This is a genomic window from Pseudarthrobacter sulfonivorans (assembly GCF_014712225.1).
Classification (GTDB): domain Bacteria; phylum Actinomycetota; class Actinomycetes; order Actinomycetales; family Micrococcaceae; genus Arthrobacter; species Arthrobacter sulfonivorans.
Window position 1 is genome coordinate 1 of record NZ_JACXBW010000019.1, and the last position, 16589, is coordinate 16589.

General features: G+C 60.3%; 15 protein-coding genes and 1 riboswitch. Of the genes, 5 read left to right on the top strand and 10 right to left on the bottom strand.

The genetic code is table 11. The features are described 5' to 3' along the window. Positions 1-828: 828 nt before the first annotated feature. Positions 829-1536: a cache domain-containing protein gene (locus IAQ70_RS19340; RefSeq protein WP_190991285.1), complete on the bottom strand. Its 708-nt coding sequence runs from the start codon at positions 1534-1536 to the stop codon at positions 829-831. Positions 1537-1632: 96 nt separating this feature from the next. Next, positions 1633-2391, bottom strand: a complete 759-nt coding sequence (locus IAQ70_RS19345; protein WP_223860391.1) for a FadR/GntR family transcriptional regulator — start codon at positions 2389-2391, stop codon at positions 1633-1635. A 526-nt stretch (positions 2392-2917) separates the two neighbouring features. Here IAQ70_RS19345 and IAQ70_RS19350 point away from each other — a divergent pair. Then, positions 2918-3163 (top strand): hypothetical protein, encoded by a 246-nt coding sequence (locus IAQ70_RS19350; protein WP_190991288.1) that lies wholly within the window; start codon positions 2918-2920, stop codon positions 3161-3163. 1605 nt (positions 3164-4768) lie between these two features. Here the strand turns inward: IAQ70_RS19350 and IAQ70_RS19355 are convergent. Beyond that, a complete protein-coding gene (locus tag IAQ70_RS19355) occupies positions 4769-5035 on the bottom strand; it encodes a CBU_0592 family membrane protein (protein ID WP_190991290.1) in 267 nt (88 codons plus the stop codon). A 13-nt stretch (positions 5036-5048) separates the two neighbouring features. Further along, a riboswitch (guanidine-III (ykkC-III) riboswitch) is annotated at positions 5049-5112 on the bottom strand. Between the two features lie 447 nt (positions 5113-5559). Next, complete coding sequence (locus tag IAQ70_RS19360; RefSeq protein ID WP_190991292.1) at positions 5560-7308, bottom strand: S8 family peptidase; 1749 nt, start codon at positions 7306-7308, stop codon at positions 5560-5562. A 943-nt stretch (positions 7309-8251) separates the two neighbouring features. Here IAQ70_RS19360 and IAQ70_RS19365 point away from each other — a divergent pair. Further along, positions 8252-8587: a hypothetical protein gene (locus tag IAQ70_RS19365; protein WP_190991294.1), complete on the top strand. Its 336-nt coding sequence runs from the start codon at positions 8252-8254 to the stop codon at positions 8585-8587. Between the two features lie 592 nt (positions 8588-9179). On the opposite strand, the gene IAQ70_RS19370 is transcribed toward IAQ70_RS19365, so the two are convergent. The 4 genes from IAQ70_RS19370 to IAQ70_RS19385 form a co-directional block, all read right to left on the bottom strand. Continuing rightward, positions 9180-9395 (bottom strand): hypothetical protein, encoded by a 216-nt coding sequence (locus IAQ70_RS19370; protein WP_190991296.1) that lies wholly within the window; start codon positions 9393-9395, stop codon positions 9180-9182. Between the two features lie 233 nt (positions 9396-9628). Then, a complete protein-coding gene (locus IAQ70_RS19375; RefSeq protein WP_223860392.1) occupies positions 9629-10006 on the bottom strand; it encodes a cupin domain-containing protein in 378 nt (125 codons plus the stop codon). A gap of 115 nt (positions 10007-10121) precedes the next feature. Beyond that, a complete protein-coding gene (locus IAQ70_RS19380; protein ID WP_190991298.1) occupies positions 10122-10487 on the bottom strand; it encodes a cupin domain-containing protein in 366 nt (121 codons plus the stop codon). A 143-nt stretch (positions 10488-10630) separates the two neighbouring features. After that, positions 10631-11044, bottom strand: a complete 414-nt coding sequence (locus IAQ70_RS19385; protein WP_223860393.1) for a cupin domain-containing protein — start codon at positions 11042-11044, stop codon at positions 10631-10633. A 605-nt stretch (positions 11045-11649) separates the two neighbouring features. Between IAQ70_RS19385 and betT the strand changes: the two genes are divergently transcribed. Further along, the gene (gene betT / locus IAQ70_RS19390) at positions 11650-13749 is read left to right on the top strand and encodes a choline BCCT transporter BetT (RefSeq protein ID WP_223860395.1); all 2100 of its coding nucleotides are present in this window, start codon (positions 11650-11652) and stop codon (positions 13747-13749) included. Positions 13750-13966: 217 nt separating this feature from the next. Here the strand turns inward: betT and IAQ70_RS19395 are convergent, their stop codons facing one another. Then, on the bottom strand, positions 13967-14416 hold the full coding sequence (locus tag IAQ70_RS19395) for a TetR/AcrR family transcriptional regulator (RefSeq protein WP_317983717.1): 450 nt from the start codon (positions 14414-14416) through the stop codon (positions 13967-13969). A 167-nt stretch (positions 14417-14583) separates the two neighbouring features. On the opposite strand from IAQ70_RS19395, the gene IAQ70_RS19400 reads away from it, so the two are divergent. Together IAQ70_RS19400 and IAQ70_RS19405 are read left to right on the top strand one after the other, a co-directional pair. Further along, entirely contained in the window at positions 14584-14994 is a 411-nt protein-coding gene (locus IAQ70_RS19400) for a cupin domain-containing protein (protein WP_223860397.1), read from the top strand. Between the two features lie 245 nt (positions 14995-15239). Beyond that, on the top strand, positions 15240-15617 hold the full coding sequence (locus IAQ70_RS19405; protein WP_190991302.1) for a cupin domain-containing protein: 378 nt from the start codon (positions 15240-15242) through the stop codon (positions 15615-15617). Positions 15618-15786: 169 nt separating this feature from the next. Here IAQ70_RS19405 and IAQ70_RS19410 read toward each other — a convergent pair whose 3' ends face one another. Then, positions 15787-16569, bottom strand: a complete 783-nt coding sequence (locus tag IAQ70_RS19410) for an ABC transporter ATP-binding protein (protein ID WP_190991304.1) — start codon at positions 16567-16569, stop codon at positions 15787-15789. Positions 16570-16589 lie beyond the last annotated feature (20 nt).

Here is a 16589-nt window from a genome sequence, read left to right on the forward strand (position 1 = left end):
GAGAGTCATGGTTTTCTCCTTGTGTCTTGTTCAGGATGAGAGTCCTCGTGGCCTGGCGGCCGCAGCACCGAATACGAGTGAGGTGTGGTAATCCACTCATAAACAGGACAACCCGCCCTTTGACGCAACGGCAGGTTTGCTGCAGCTTTCCTGCAGGTGCCAAGCGCTGACCCGCCATCCCTCAATGGATGTTGCGGTCCCGGCTTCGGACCTACTGGAGTGATGTCGATCACGTGATTCCCATGCAGATCAACCTACGGCATCTAAAGCATTTTATCTAGAATGATTTAGAGGTTTTTTCGAGGAAACGGCGCTTCCGCATTAGCCGGTCGTGGGGGACGAGACATTGAGCGCATTTCGAATCCATCCGCAAGCAGTCCCTGCAGGCTAGTTGCCCGACCCCGATCATCCCGCGTGGGGTAGCAGATGACCAGCGTGCTTCACGCGGGGCTGACGAGCCATAACAAGGGATACCGCCGCCGAGGAGTCTTCTCGCGGGGGGCGCAGAACGCCGAATATGCGAATCTGTCGGTTGGAGGCTGAGCCTGTTCCGGGCGTCCTCGTGCGCAGGCTCTACCCTCCAGGGCAAGGTCCAAACCGAGTAAAAAATTCAATTTTGAATGTTTGTATAGGGGGTGCGCGGCTACTCGCCTGGAGAGCTTCCGCTGCGTTCCCATTCCTCGCGGCGGACAGCAACGTATGCAGCGGAGGAGACTATCGAGGCCCAAGCCCTATGCCAGTTGGTGAGCCGATCATTCTCGATAATCCATGTGCATGACTAGGACACCGTGATCGCCTGACTGCTTCTAACGAGGTCCTGCGTTGAGACTAGGTGCTGTAGATCAGGGAGAGTCCCATATGGGGGACATCCAAAGCCACTCGATGTTGGTTTGGCGCCCAGGCTTTTATCCGCTCACCCACCAAGTATGTCCCCGAGTTACCTAGAATGACGCGGTCATCAGCATTGATTAGGGCGGCGTCCATTGGGATGACGCGCAGATCGGGCATGATGAGCGGTTCCAAGTCCTTGATCCGAAGGTCACATCCAGATACGCCCAGAAACCGTCCATGGACGAAAAATGGGGCTGTGAACGACATAATGTATTCGTCGACGCCGAGATGGTCGACATACGGACCCCACAGTGTTAGCTCCCCTGTCGAGGCGGCTGCGGAAAAAAAGGGCAGCTTCTCATAGTCGTAATATCGATTACTGCCCGGAGTTCGGTCAGCGTCGAGCTTTTTCAATGCACCGGAGTCCCTTCGGAACCACCACTCGAAAACGCTTACGCCCTCCTCAACGGAGCCTGCATCGAAGAAGGTTCCAGCGCCAACAGCATAAGAATTTTTCTCCAAGAACTCCCATATGATTCCCTCCAGCCCAAGGAGTGCGGCCTTATCGATCTTGCTCTTGTCGGCAAGATTTTGCTCGAGCAGCGAGGCGACGTTTTCGGTTAGTTTCTTGGCCTCAGTGGAGATGCCGCTTATCCAGGCAGCAAGGGCTTGGGCAACATTTTCGACATCCTTGTCGGTCGTCATTGGCCATCCTGTGTTCGTCGGAACGAGTAAGTTTCGTGTTATTGGGTTGAACATTCAATGCTTAGCTTTACACGTCAGGTGCCCCGGCGAGGCAGATCACTGTCCACTCTGACTATTTGCGGTGTAACTCAGGGTGAGTTTCGTGTCGATAAGGCGGAAGATGTTCCGTTTGATGTGTGCGTGTACAAGCTTCTGAGCTGTCTCGGGTTGGTCCTGAGCGACTGCCTGGACCAGCTCCAAGTGTTCAGCGGCTGCTGCTTCAGGGTCAGGGGGCACGCCTAAAGGACTCCATAGGAGCTGAACTGTTTCTTCCTGGAGCCGCATTTCTGCAGCAGTAAGCCTCGGGGATTGCGCCGCTACTGCCAACTCGAAGTGGAAGCGCGCGTCGGCAGGTGCACGCTCTTCTGGAGTGCCGGCCAAAACCAATGCCTCTGCGAGATCATGAAGGCGGTCGAAGTCATGTGGTACGGCGCGCTCACATGCCAAGCGAACCGTTGCGGCGGCTATAGCAATATGTTCGTCCCCGATATCGCGTATTTCGGAGACGGACGTGGAGAGAAACCACTCCCGAATCACGTCGGTCTGGGGTGAAGGCTGCCTGACGACGAAGGTTCCTCCACTACGTCCCCTGCGAGTCTCCACGATTCCCTGCTCGCGCAGCCCGGCCAAGGCTTCCCGAAGGGTCAATAGGCCGACCCCAAACATATCCGAGAGAGCCGCCTCAGAGGGCAAGCGTTCACCGACTTTGAGGAGCCCGAGCGCGATCCCCTTGAGAATTCTTTCCGCAACCGCCTCGGCCCTCTCGGTTTCTGGTAACGACCGATAGATCTGCGATTGTACTGCTGTCGAGGCCAAAATCTGCTCCGGATCTGTGGCTGTGGGTCTACTAATAATAGACAAACGGGACGGTCGCTTAGGAAAGTCGTCTTCCTGAGGTCTTAGGAGTGACGCATCCGGAGCTGCTGGCTGTCCTGATTGAACCGCTGTCGCCCCAAGTCGCATGATTGATCTTTCTGAGAACCGTCCCAGGAGGGCTTGCCTGTCCTAGCTGAACTATGTCGAACTTCTTGTGGCAATCCGGCATCTCATAGCCCCTTCATAATTCCGCCTCATGCGGGCCTGCCGCGTGCCGTTTGTTGCTACTACTCCTTCGTATAGTTAAAACCGTCAATAAAAAGTGTATTACAACTCCATCTGGTCCACCATGATGGGTTCAATTGCACGTGTCGGTGCGGCCAGGAATTGCAGTGACGGGTCCAAGGGCTCGGCCGTGACAGCAGAAAGAGTCCGTCGCTTTGTTCGGGTTTCTGCTGTTGATGGAAGTTGCATGCGCGGTTACTGGAAGAGGGTGGCCACTGCAGTATGAGACAAGGAGCGCTAAGTGATTGAGCAGATACTCGGACTGACCGGGGAGGCTTGGAGCCTCACCGACCGGCAGCGTGTCGACGATTGGGCTTATCTGCGACGGGGGAGCCAGGTTGAAGTTTGGTCCGATGATTTGTTCCTTTACACGGGCTACGTGGATGACCACGACGACGGCCGGCTCTTATGGGTTATTGAAATCGGCATGGGCTGCCGTCGTCTTTTGGTTCGCGATGATGACCCCGTCACGCTTTATTTGATCTAAAGCCATCGAACTTGCAGGAGGAGGGTCAGCAAGTTCGGGAAAATTCCCAAGGAAGGTAGCTGTTCGTCATGCCTAGTAAGACCACGGAGCAGCTTGAAATTATCGTTACTCAACCCCATCAACTTCACGAGTTGCTGGACGAGGCAGAGGCATTGCTACGACATGTGCCTCAGCGAGCTGCAGGCATACTCGTCACCCGCCATGATCCCAACCGGTACACACTCATGCTGTGTGACAAGGTACCCTTCGGTGAAACTCGCGAGCAGGTTCTCGCCTGACGCTTTAGTTCGAGTGAAGCTATGAACGGCGTGTCCATGCACTTCGAAGAAACATCGGAATGCCGCAGGTCAGGTGGTCCAGTATCAGGGATTGCCGACGCCCCCTGAATATGGGTGGGGCGCCCTGACGGTGCATCGAGTGCGGCGGTTGGATCTCATTCGGCCCGGAGCAGCATGGGGAAGCAGGCAGTGAAAGCCACTCTAGGTTCTGGCAGGCCTGTGCCCACGAGGCCGTCCTAATCGGTTACGGTCTGCCTCCTCACTTGGGCTCCGACCGCCATGTCCTCGACGCTGGTTTAGAAGCCGGCAACGATGCTGGCGCATGCCCTCTTGAACATCAGCGCGTCGGTGTCGAAGGTCACAAGCCGGACTCCATCGTCAGCAAAGGAACGGACCCGAGGCGAAGGGGGTCATTGATCGTTGGCATCGCCAAGACGGGAGACCAGGCCCTAGCGGCGGCCGTGACGCGTTCGAACGCGGCACGGACGCGCGCGCGTCCGGCATTCCGCTGTAACTGGCGCCGAGGCTCTGGCCCATGTCGCCGCTGCCGACGCCGACGGCATCCAGCCCGAGTGTGGCGCAGATTTCCTCGACCTCCTCCAGAATGGCGGGGTTCTCGACGAGGGCCCCCAGGTTCCCGCGGGGGCGTAGCGTGCGCTGCAACGGCGTCGCGGCTCGACGACCAAAACGTGTATAGCTTGGGCGTTTGTGCGTGATCGCCCGTGGGCAGAACCTAATGGCCATTGACAGGAGTCCCGGCCCGGGAGATCGCCTGCAGGTGGGCGTAAGCCGGTCCTTGGTGTCCAAGTACGCCGATCAGGACAACTACTCGCCGGCACCCCCGGTGCCGTTGCCCGGCGCGGGGCTTCGGTGCTCACCGGGTTCGAGCACGTATCGAAGCGTGGTTGACCGATGACCAGCGCCGGAACCGCAAGCCACGGAATACGGCCAAACGTGTCTTTGGCCGACTCGTGGATGAGCACGGTTTTATCGTGACGTATTCCCCGGTGCAGCGGTTCGTGAAGAAATGGACGGCCCGGAACAGGATCGGGTTTCACCGAATTGGTGCGGCCCGCCGGGACCGCGCAGGTGGATTTCGGGGCCGCACCGAGGCATCTGGTCTTCGACAACGCCACCGGCATTGGGCGGCGGGTGGGCGCCAAGGCCGTGGGGTCAAAACTCTTGGGGGCGTTCAAACATGCCGACGCCACAGCCTTAGGACGAATTGCTCTGCTATGCCAAGGGCGGTATAACAAAACGAACGCATCCGCCTAGCCGCTGAACGCATAGCAATTAGAGCACTTTGGCAGGGGCACCCAGACAGGGTTCATTCATCCGGAGTCTTAACTCGCGGAACTGACACTCCCGCTATGACAAGCCGCGCAAACGAGGCCAGAGATACGGCTGCCCAGACTCCCTCAAGGAGAAGAAAGCCCCATTGTCTACCAAAGAATGCATCTACCGCAAGGATTCCGGATCCAAACAGGTTCAAAACGAGAAAGTTCTTTGATTTTGCTTCCATCCAGCCAAGTTGGCAGCAGATAAAACCTGCCAGAACTAGGAGGGATCCAGCAATTTGAACGGCGACACCCATTAGTCATCTCCTTTGAGCGTCGTCGTCAGTCCGGGTACGGCGCGTCTCGTCCGGGGAAACTCAATTGGAGTCCAGCAACGAACTCTAATCCAGGTACGCAAAAACGTCGAGCCCTGGGTGGTGCTGCGATTTTATTCGTCGACCGGCCGGTGGACCAGCAGTAGTTTGAGCGTGTAATTCTCTGCGCGACCGCTACGTCATCACCCTGCCAGGCGCACGACTTGACGGCCGGGTTGCGGCGGCGATGGCAGTGGCACTGGATGCTCTCCAATCCCGCTAGTTCTGCCAAGGGGTTAGGAAGACACCCCCGCCACCCTTCAAGCGGCGTCGGAACGCGGCCGGCTCTATTGCTGGACGTCGCCGTCGAGGTGGCGGAGGGTTCCAAGCCGTAGCTTGGCCAGTTCGATATCGGTGGACTTGACCGCCGCTTTGTGGGGCCCGCTCGGGGAGCGAGCAGCTGCAGCCTAGCCTGTCGTGGGAAGCGTCCGCCAACGAATGCCGTACACAGCCGGCGCCGGGATATCTCAGTCCACCGCCTTGTCCGCGTCGAGGATGCCCTCGCCGTACAGGCCGTTGTTATCGGTCGTCCCTTCGCAGGTCGCGTTCCAGTCCGGCGTCCGCCCCTCGGCGGTGTAGTCCTCCACACCGCCGACCGGGCAGGCGTGGTCGGCCGCCGTCCCCAACATCACGCGGGCCACGGTCTCCGGGTCGAGGGCGTATCCGCCATGATCGGTGGACTTGCCCCGCTCCTGGATGATCAGCGCCGCGACGCCGACGACGTGCGGCGACGCCATCGAGGTGCCCTGCAGGTACGTGTAGAAGCCGCACCTTCCGTGGTCGCAGTACTTGACCGAGAAGCCGTCGACCGGGTTGCCCTCAGGGTCGGCCAGACCCTGCTCGATCGCCGCCTGGAGCGGATACGACGAGAGGATGAGGTTCCCAGGGGTCTGAGACTGCGGCGTCCCGAAGTAGTCCCGGAACCAGCCACCCGGGGCGGCGATCTCGACGTCACCGAACCCGTAGTTGGAGTAGTCAGCCTTGGTCCCCGACGGACCGACCGACGACACGCTGATCACCTGCGGAGCCTCGCTGGGCAGGTTGAGGCAGGTGTTCTTCACGACCCGCGGCTGGGCGGTGTTCGGCGGGTAGTCCGGGCTGGTCGCGTCGCTGCGGGTCGGTGCGGCCAGGTCGGTGTGCTCGTTACCGGCGGCCGCGACCAGGGTCACGCCGCGGTCGGAAGCGTACTCCACCGCGCCCAGCACCAGTTCGCTGATGAGCCGCTGCTCGGTCAGCTGCGCGTCGCTCACGGTGCCGCTGACGTACTCGTCGGGCGACGTGCAGTTATAGAGCCACGGGTCGGTGTAGAAGCTCATGTTCACGACGTCGAGGCGGATGTCCCCCGAGTACACGAGCGCCTTGACCGTCTCGTACAGGAAGAAGTAGCCGGAGTCCTGTCCTGCGCGCACGTTCACCAGGGTCGCGTCGGGAGCCACCCCGCCGATGCCGAACTCGTTGTCGGCCGCGGCTACGATGCCGGCCACGTGCGTTCCGTGCCCGTCGTTGTCGACGTTCGCGGGGTCCTTGCAGTCCTTGTACTCGCAGGGTCCGTCGATGTCCGGGATGTCGGTGGTGAAGTTCCGCGACCGCTTCGCGTCGAAGTTGGGCGCGATGTCGGGGTGCCGGGCGTCGATCCCCGTGTCCATGATGCCCACGTCGACACCCTTGCCTGTCGCCTCCTCCCAGGCGCCGTCGGGCGTCGCGCCGATCATCTCCATGTCCCACTGAAGGTCGGACAGCGGCTCGGCGAGGGGCCCGGGCGTGGACGGGCTCCCGGCTTTCCCGGGGCGGCTCGCCTGCGCCCGTTCGGTAGCGTCGACCCGCTCACCGGCGTAGTGGTGCGGCATCCCCTGCCGGCTCACACCGACGGAGTGGTTCCGGGCGGCACCGCGGATGCCGGTACCGGCCCGAACCTTGTCCATGAATGCGCCGTCGGGGGCCGTGACCAGGGCGAGACCGATCTGGGAGGTAACGTCCTCCACTGTTCCGCCGGCGGCCTCGATCGCGGCGGTGGCGGCTTCGGGAGTGCCACTGAAGGAGACGACGAACTTGCCCCCGGCCGCCGTTGATCCGCCCTGTCTCGCGGCTTCGTCCGCGGCCCCGGTTGCTGCTGTCGGGGATGCGACCACGGCCGTGAAGGCGGTGGCGGCAGGCCCGGCCGGAAGGACTAGCGCCGCGGCAGCGAGACAGGCGACGAGCGGGAATTTTTTCTTCATCTGGGTACTCCGGTTGGCGCCCTTGACGGGCCGGATAAGGAGCCTCGCGAGAGGCAATAAATTCGGAAACGTCGGGCCAAGACTATGCCTGCGGAGCAACGATGTCGCCGTGAAGTGCCCCCTATTCCGCCCCCTATTTTTCCCCCCAACGCGAACCCCTTTGGCTAGGACCGAGCCATGAACCAGGCGGACCACGGCGATGCAAACCAGTACCGCGAAAGGACGGTGGTGCTGGCCATCCGGAAGGTTGCCGACGGCGGCGCCCTGCAGAGGGGGCCCCGCTGCTGCCGATGCCGCACCTGGGTGCTCGGCGCCTGGGGCTCGACCTGGACAACGCCACTCAGGCCAACGTCCAGGGCGTGCGTGTGCTGGCTGGCCGTGTGGAGGGCCCAAGGCCAGACGCTCTCTTGTCTTGGTCGCGTCCGCGCTGACCCGCAACGGGAAGCACATCCAATGTTCTTGAGCTTGTCTCGGGCGGCACGTTCGTTTCCCATCGGCGGCCGCCGTCGGCTTCTTATTGCTTTACCGTCTGGGACGGCCCGTGGCTTAGTGCTCGGCCAGGGCCGGCGATTGACGGGCGCCCCGCAATCTTGCGTTGGTAAATAAAATGCCGAACTGGGGCTGATATTACCGACCGTTCTAAAGTGTGGTCGAACCTATTCGAAAGGAGAGTTCCTCCTATTCGTTCGTACCTAGAGGATGAATATCACCCCGCGAGGTTCCATCTGACGCCTACGGTCGATGACCAAATCAACGGCGAAAAATCATGACCGGCGTCACGTCAGTGAAGGGAGCCAAACACCGCGGATGTAAGAGGCTGATGTGCTGTCCTTCCCAACGGGGACAACAGCCAAGTTCGGAACCCATGACTACGCAATGACGTTTTTCTCCGGCCACTGCTCCTTCGCATCCTAAAAGGCCGGACAGACTGAAAGGAAAGCTCATGATTCTTAAGGAAAATTCGTTCGAACGGCTCATTTTCAATTGCACTGGTTGTGACCATGCCTGGGTGGCCGACTATGACATCCAGCACGTCGAGGACGGTCACGGGCACGAGCGGGACTATTTCTTTCGCGCCCAGGTGCACTGCCCGGATCCCACCGGACTAGGGGAAACGACATGCCCGCGCTGCGGCCGTGCGTCCATCCTTGCCCGCCGCAGCGACCGACCAACCGATCGAGCGGTCACGAACAAGGCACCGGAGGGGCAGATCGAAATTCCCACCCCTGACCATGCCACTGCACAAGCCTCGGCACCGCTGCTCGCTGCCCTGCCATAGCCACCGCAAGCCATAGATCCAAAGGACCCCGCGGGGCCACAGCACACTATTTTCCCGCGGCCCACTGAGCGTAGGCGATAAGCCAGACTTCTGCTGTTCCGCAACGAGGCATTCCGCTAACTGGCATGGCAGTTAGCCAGCCTCCGGTCCTGAACCGGTGACATTCACCAGAACACCGTTTTCGGTCATGATGCGGCCAGTTGTAGTTCGTAGCCATCCTGAATGTGGAACAGGCGGCGGCCATCAACAGGGTCGTGGACCCAAATGATGTCGCCATCCGCTGTCCGGGCGTCTACTAGTCCGACATACTGTGGGCGCCCGCTGCCGACCAGCTGCACCTTGTCGCCAACCTGGACGTTATCCCAGCCGGACCCTCCCGCTCGATTCATCCCTGAAGTCACTATTCACTCCTCGTTGTTTGTTCAGCAGCAGCATCTAATGGACTGACTCGCACTCAGGCTGAAACTTGACTGTTTTGAGTTCGATAAGACGGCTCAAGGGGCGGACGGAACTCAGGCCGGCCCCGCGTGTCCGTAGGAGGGAGCCATTGTTGCCGCACGGACCAAACTGGTAGCGAGGCCCGCGACGACGGTCACCGGGCTGTCTGCTCCCAGGTCTCGCCAAACGGGACCATGTCGCTGAGTTCGAATGTGTATCGGGCAGGGTCATGCCGGGTGACCCTAATGCCGGCAGACCCACGGGCCATTGCTGCTTGCCGGAGCAAGGCCTCGGCCTCGTTGAGCAATTCGTAGAGTTCTTCCGGGCTGTCGATGAGGACTTCCAAAGACTCGATTGTCTGACTATTCATGCCAATACTTTCTTGTGACGTGGAACACCAGGTCGGAGCTACGCTGACATGAACAAACGGTCAAGATAACCGTCCTTCTGCAGTCTTAGCGAAGATCAGCGCCAAACGCGCCGCGGAGGGCTTGCCCCTGCGGCAACAGCCAGGTGATGGATAGCTGTTGCTGCAGGGGCAAGTAGCGGTTCCAGTGATCTGCTTCATGACCGCCTGATGGTGGCAGCCACGAACGGAGCAGCTTAGGACATGGAGCCGTGGGCGGTGAAGAAGCCCAGGCCGTAGTCGGGCGTCTCAAAGGTAATTTCTGCGCCCTTGGGGAAGAAGAGTACGTCGCGCTCCTTGGCGTGGGTCACTTCTCCTGTTGCCCGGTCGGTGAGGATGAATTCACCCTTCACGACGACCTTCATTTCGTCGCAGGTATACGTGTAGACCAGGGGCTCGGAGGCCTTGAGCTCGAAGAATCCGGAGCTCATGACCGAACCGGTGGGGTGGGTGAGGGAGTCGCCGATGGCGGCGTCGACGCCTGGGACGTTCATTGACGGCAGTCCGATGAAGCCGTTTTCCACCTTGTGGATGGATCCGGCCTTGGTGAACTTTCCGAGTGTTGTGGTTTCCATGATCTCTCCTGTGGATAGTGTTACGAATTTCTGACTTGTCTTTGTCAGAAGTCTTTATCTTTGCCAGAACCGTCCATCTTTGGATTGGTTCTTTGTTGATAGCTTTTACGCGTGATTAGAAGATCACGTAGAGCTTGCGCAGCGTCTCGTGAATCTCCCAGTTGCCGCTCCAGCCGCGAGGAATGAAAATCGTGTCGCCGGGACCAACGAACTCGGGCTCGCCGCCGTCGGGCGTGATGGTCATGGAGCCTGAGAGGACGTGCACAAATTCGTTCGTTTCGAGTACCCAGCGGGAGGGTCCTGCGGTGCATTCCCAGACGCCGGCTTCGGCCCTGTTCCCGTCTTTCCACAGGTAAATTCCCCGGGTGTCCATCGTCTGCGGTCCGATCGCTTCAGGGCAGGGGCCCCAATCGTCTAGATCCGTAGCATTCTTCGCGTCGCGGATGAGCGCGGCGGAGATTGAGGTTTTCTGTTGTGTCATTTGTTTTGCCTTTCAAAAAGTTATGGAGCTTCTACTACTGGTGACAGAGGTTTCCTTCATGGCGGCCGGATCGCGCTTAAGCGCGGGTGCTGAAGGGTTTTGGCGGTGCCCGGAGCGTCCTGTCATTTAGGGGTATGTCGGGGTCAGGCTTCGGAGTATCGGAAGGAGTGTGATTCCAGGCCTTCGGGATTGGGGCCGTAAATGGTGATCATCCGCGCGTAGACAGGTGCCCAGTACCGGCCCAGGCCGCCCGGGTTGACGCGTGCCGAGTCGCCCGGCCGCAGGATGACAGTCTTGCCCCGGCTCTCAATATGGAGTTCGCCCTCCAGTACGAATGCGGTTTCACTGTGCGGGTGGAAGTCCTCCCAGGCGCAGGAGCTAAGCGTCCATTCCGAGAGGATAAAGTCGTCCCAGCTGCCTACAGGGCCGGAATTGATAAACCGGCAGCGTAGTCGCCCATATTCCCCGCCCAAGGCCTCCAAGGGCTTTGCCGCCCAGAAGTCCACAGCATTCCCCGTCGTCACTGTCGGGGACTGAATGGTGTCTACATCATTCATGGCTTCAACCGTTTCAAGAGTCGGAAATCTTCTATTAGGACGTGCCCCGTGAATTTCGGTTACCCCGGTGATGGTGAGGTGGATCACGGTGCTGTGATAGACAGTACATGAACCGCTGTTCAAGTCAAGCGTTCATGTCAGATCCTTGAAGTGACTGCCTGGTTCGGAAAAATGGGTTCGAAATCTTCAGTTGGACCATTGACTTGAACATGCGTTCCTGTCAAAGTATGTGGACGACCAGCGTGACTGGCATCACACCAGGAGGGCTCAACGCGGAGCCCATCTGGCCCTTTGAAAATCAGGGGATGCATGGTTCGCGGCAATCTTCTCCGGGGGCCCTGACCGGGCTTCAGAGGTGATCGTCAGCGCAGTCCCTTCACCAGTGATGAACAGTTCTTCGATAAATCTTTCGCAGCATCCTACAAAATGCAGGAAAAGCGTCACGATATGCGCCCCAGTGGCATTTGCGGGGAATGTTTCCTGCCAGTAGTTCGTCGGGCACCCCTGCACGGGGACGTCTATCAGACCGATCAGTAAAAGACCTCGAACACCACCATGATGTGCTGCGTTCCGCGCGGCATGAACCAGGAATTGGAGTTGGACATTTGAGCATCATTAATATCGATAAAGACCCTGACACGGCGCCCGCCGATCTCACTGAGGAGCGCGCGCCCAAGGTCAACTGGCGGGTTTTCATCATCGCCTCAGTCATTATTATTGCTTTCTCTATCTGGGCGATGCTGGTGCCTGCCGGCGCCCAGTCCACCATGAAGACGGTGGTGGGTTGGATCGCGGAGAACCTCGGCTGGTTCTACGTGCTCACTGTCACTGTCGTGATCGGGTTTGTGCTGTGGGTGGCGTTTTCCAAGGTTGGCTCGGTCCGGATGGGCCCGGACCACTCTCGCCCGCAGTACAAGCTTTTCACCTGGGTGGCCTACCTGTTCGCCGCCGGTGTGGGAATCGACATGCTGTTCTACTCCGTGACCGAACCCATTACGCAGTACATGAAACCGCCGGAGGGCGCAGGCCAGACGGCCGAGGCGGCCCACGAAGCCGTGGTCTGGACCATGTTCCACTACGGCGTGGCGGGCTGGGCCATGTACGCCCTCCTTGGCATGGCCATGGGCTACTTCGCCTACCGGTGGGGCACTCCGCTGTCCATCCGGGCGGCCCTGTATCCACTGCTCGGCAAGCGCGTCAAGGGCGGGCTGGGCGACACGATCGACATCATCACCCTGGTGGGCACCGTCTTTGGTGTGGCCACGGCCATGGGGATCGGCGTGGTACTTCTGAACGTCGGCTTCTCCATCATGTTCGGTCTCGAAGAGGGTCTGGCGCTGCAGATCGCGCTGGTGATTGTCGCCGTCGTACTGACCATCGCCGCGTGCACCTCCGGCGTTGACAAAGCGATCCGCTGGGTCGCGGAGCTGAACATCTGGAGCGCCGCCGCCCTGCTGCTGTACATGCTGGTTACCGGCCAGACCTCATTCCTGCTCAATTCCCTGGTGGAGAACATCGGCCGCTTTGTCTTCACCCTGCCTGAACGCACCCTGCAGACGTTCGCGTACCAGGAAGGCGGTTCGGAATGGATGGGTGGCTGGACCCTGTTCTTCTGGGCATTCTGGCTGGCTTGGGGTCCCTTCGTGGGGCTGTTCCTGGCCCGCATCTCGCGTGGACGTACGCTGCGGGAGTTCGTCATCGCCGCCATCACCTTCCCGGTGCTGTGCGACTTCCTGGTGGTGAGTATCTTCGGTAACAGTGCCCTGCACGAGGTCCTAAACGGGAATGAGGAGTTCGCGCAACTGGCCATTACCAGCCCGCAAGAGGGCTGGTACGCGTTGCTTGGGATGTTCCCCGGAGCGCCCCTCCTGATCGGGCTGGGCACGTTGTCCGGCATGCTGTTCTACCTCACCAGCGCCAACTCCGGCGCCATGATGATGTCCAACTTCTCTTCCAACATCACCAATGCGACCCAGGACGGCGCCAAGTGGCTCCGGATCTTCTGGGCCCTGGTTACGGCCCTGCTGACCATCGCGATGCTGGTTGCCGGCGGCGTGACCACCATGGAGTACGCCACGCTGATCTTCGGTCTGCCGGTGACGATCATCGCCTGGCTGGTGATGGCCTCGTTCACCAAGGCGCTGCGGATGGAGAAGGCCGATCGTGAGGGCCGGGCGCTGCGGCGGCAGTCGATGACGGTGCACGGCGGTCATGGGGCGGACCGCACCTGGGGTCAGCGGCTGGCGCGGGTCCGCTCCTACCCGTCGAAGGACGAGGCGGAGCGGTTTATGGAGTTCACGGCGCAACCGGCGCTGTCCGAAGCCCTCGAGGAGTTCACGAAGCAGGGCCATGAGGCGACCCTGCAAACCCTCCCGAACGAACACACGGGTGTCCCCAGCCATGTGCTCGTGGTCACCATCCCGGACCAGCGCGACTTCCACTATCAGATCCAGGCTGTAGAGGCCTCCGTGCCGAAATTTGGCAGGCATAAGAGCCGTGAAGCCGATATCTACTACCGCGTGGAGGTCTTCTCGCAGACCGGTTCGGAGGGCTACGACCTGATGGGCGTGACACAGCAGCAGATCATGGAGGACATACTGGTCCGTTACGAAGCCCACCACGGCTTCCTCACCTACTCGAACGAGTATGACCAGCCCACCCTCATCACCCCGCCCGCACCGCCAGCCACGGGTACCCTCGCATAGGCGGAGCTTGCGGATGTGCTGGCAGCGGGAAATGACGACAGTACGGGTTGAGGCAGTGGCCGATTCGCGGCGGCGCAGGGCACGGATGGGGACGTTCGTGATGAAGCCATCCAGTTCCTCAATGGCCACACGCAACGGCAGGTCCCCTCGGTGACTCCAAATCACCATGAACATGGTGGGCAACTTCGTTGCCCACCATGTTCGCTCACCAACCGCATCATGCCCGCGCCGTTCGCGGCCCGCTCTTAGTGGCCAGCGGGCTGACATCGGCACTGCGTGTGGCCCACAAAATGAGTTCGATTTCAGCGAGTATGCTTGCGGGTTCTTCTTCCAGGGCGCGCCAGTAACCCTCAGCTACGTGTTCCACGGTCTTCCGACGTCCCAAGTGGACCGGTGCGTCGCTGGAAAAGCGGCTCAAGTTGTTAAACCAAGCCTCCGGGGCCGCATCCATGAGTTTTTCTTTATTGCTGAAGCAATAATTAGCCGTCGCTAAGGGGGCATTAGCCTTTTTGGCGACAGCCCGCATGGTCACAAACTGAACGCCCTCACGATGCATAATTTCGATCGTCGCTGCAATCAGCTGTTCTTTTTCGTTCTCACGCGGGTCACCGCATAGGTAACTCTCCAGTATCCAGTTGCTGTCAGCCGCCGGGCTTTTTAAGCCTATCGGGCGCCCGAAAAAGGTTCATCATCTTGGCGGTGAACCGTTGACTTGAACGCAGGTTCATGTCACAGTTTTGGCACACAGTGACCTGCGTCACGCTAATGCAGAATTCCTCACATTCCCCGAGGTATTCCAGAAGTAGATTCCCTATTAGAGAAATGGTGAAAAGAATGGCCATAACCACTCCTCAGCTCCCGACAGCGACGACGGACGAAGCGATAGATTTCTGGCCAGCGAAGTCCCTGGAAGCCATGCAGGAGAAATGGCAGGGACTGCGCTGCAGGTTCATAAATTCTCATCCTGACGGCCCATGGGACGACTTCATACTCTCCGAGTGGGAACTGGACGCGTGTGCCTGGGAGGACTTCCACCCCCATTCAGAGACCAATTTTGTACTGGAGGGCGAACTTCACATCCAGAGCGAGGGCGAGACTGTCATCCTGCGGCCGGGAGATTCGGCACGCGTAAATCCCGGACGACCCGGCCGATACTGGGCACCCGTTTACGCGCGGATGGTCACCATTTACGGCCCCAATCCCGAAGGCCTGGAGTCACACTCCTTCAAATACTCCGAGCTCTGAGCCTCGGCATCTACACCGCCACCCACCGGAGACACGGTCTTCATCCCGCGGTCCTCATCCCGCGGCGCTGGAGCGGCAACTCGGAACTCCCCGAGACGCTACGCAAGCCCTACGTGGTCTCCTGACAGGGAAAGACGGGTCCCACCGCGATGAGGAGCCTTTTCACCTGCCACCGGATATTGCGGTGGCCCGGAAAGCAACATCAGCTCTGACAAACCTTTCACAACCTATCCACAGGAGTAGCCATGGAAGCCCTTACCGGAATCCTCAGCAAAACCGGAGCTATTTACCAGGTACAAAACGGATATCTTGATCTGCCGCAGATGAACGAACCCGGCTCTGATGCCGCGATCGGCGACTCCCTCTCCAACCCCGAAGGGTCGGTCATGTGCGCCGGCTTCTTCGAGCTCAGGGCCTCCGAACCCCTGGTGTACACGTACACCTACGACGAAATGAAGGTCGTCGTGCAGGGTGAGTTCATACTCACCGACCAGACGACCGGGGACGTGACCCGGGCCAGGGAACGGGACGTGCTGTTTTTTCCCAAGGGAACCACCGTCAAATTTGAGACCCCTGACTATGCTCTGGGGTTCTTCACCGGGGACCGCACCTTCGCCCCCTAGGGCCAGCCCGACGTTCCACGTCCACGCCGCCGGCTAAGAAACGGGGTAAGGGGAGCTAGTGGCCGTCATGTCGCCGGACACCGCCTTGTGGTCCAGCACGGGGACGCCGCGAACGCATTTTCGTTCATCGTTTCAGGCATGCCCGTCCGGCTGCGCCGTCTCAGTCCTCCTATCCGAAGACGGAGCGGCCCGAAGACGGAGCGGTGGCTCCCTGACCTGAGTTGCGCGGCGCAGCCAACCCCCCGTCGCGCATCACCGCTACCGCATCCGTCAGCGGGACGAACTCCGTGTCGTGCGTGACCATCACGGTGGCCACCTGGAACTCGTCCGTGACCCGGCGGAGCAGCCCGACGATCGACGCGCTGCGCTCATGGTCCAGCGCCGCCGTCGGCTCATCCACCAGCAGGACCCTGGGGTCACCCATCAGCGCCCGCGCGATATTGACCCGCTGCCGCTGCCCGCCGGACAGCTGGTGCGGACGCTGATCCGCAGACGGCCCCAGCCCCACCATTCCCAGCAAGTCAAGCGCCCGCGAACGGGCGGCCTTCAGCGGCTTGCCGCGCAGGTGATGCCCGATCATCAACTGCTCGACGGCGGTGAGCGACGCCAGGAGGTTGGGCTGCTGGAAGATGATCCCCACCTTCTCCCGGCGCAGGGCGGTGAGTTCGGCATCCCTGAGGCCAGTGGTCGAAACACCGTCGATCACCACGCGCCCGCTGGTGGGGCGGACCAGGGTGGCGGCCACCGCGAGGAGGCTGGACTTGCCCGAACCGGAGGGACCCACCAGCGAGACCATCCGGCCGGCCGCCACCCCCAGGCTGACACTGTCCAAGGCCTTGATGGTTCCGCCTCCGTCCGGGTATTCGAGGATGACGTTGTCCAACAAAAGGGAGAGTGCAGGCCCGCCAGCCGAAGCAGCGACAGATGCAGCAGACAAAAGGGAAACAGACATAACGAAGAACCTTTCGGAAG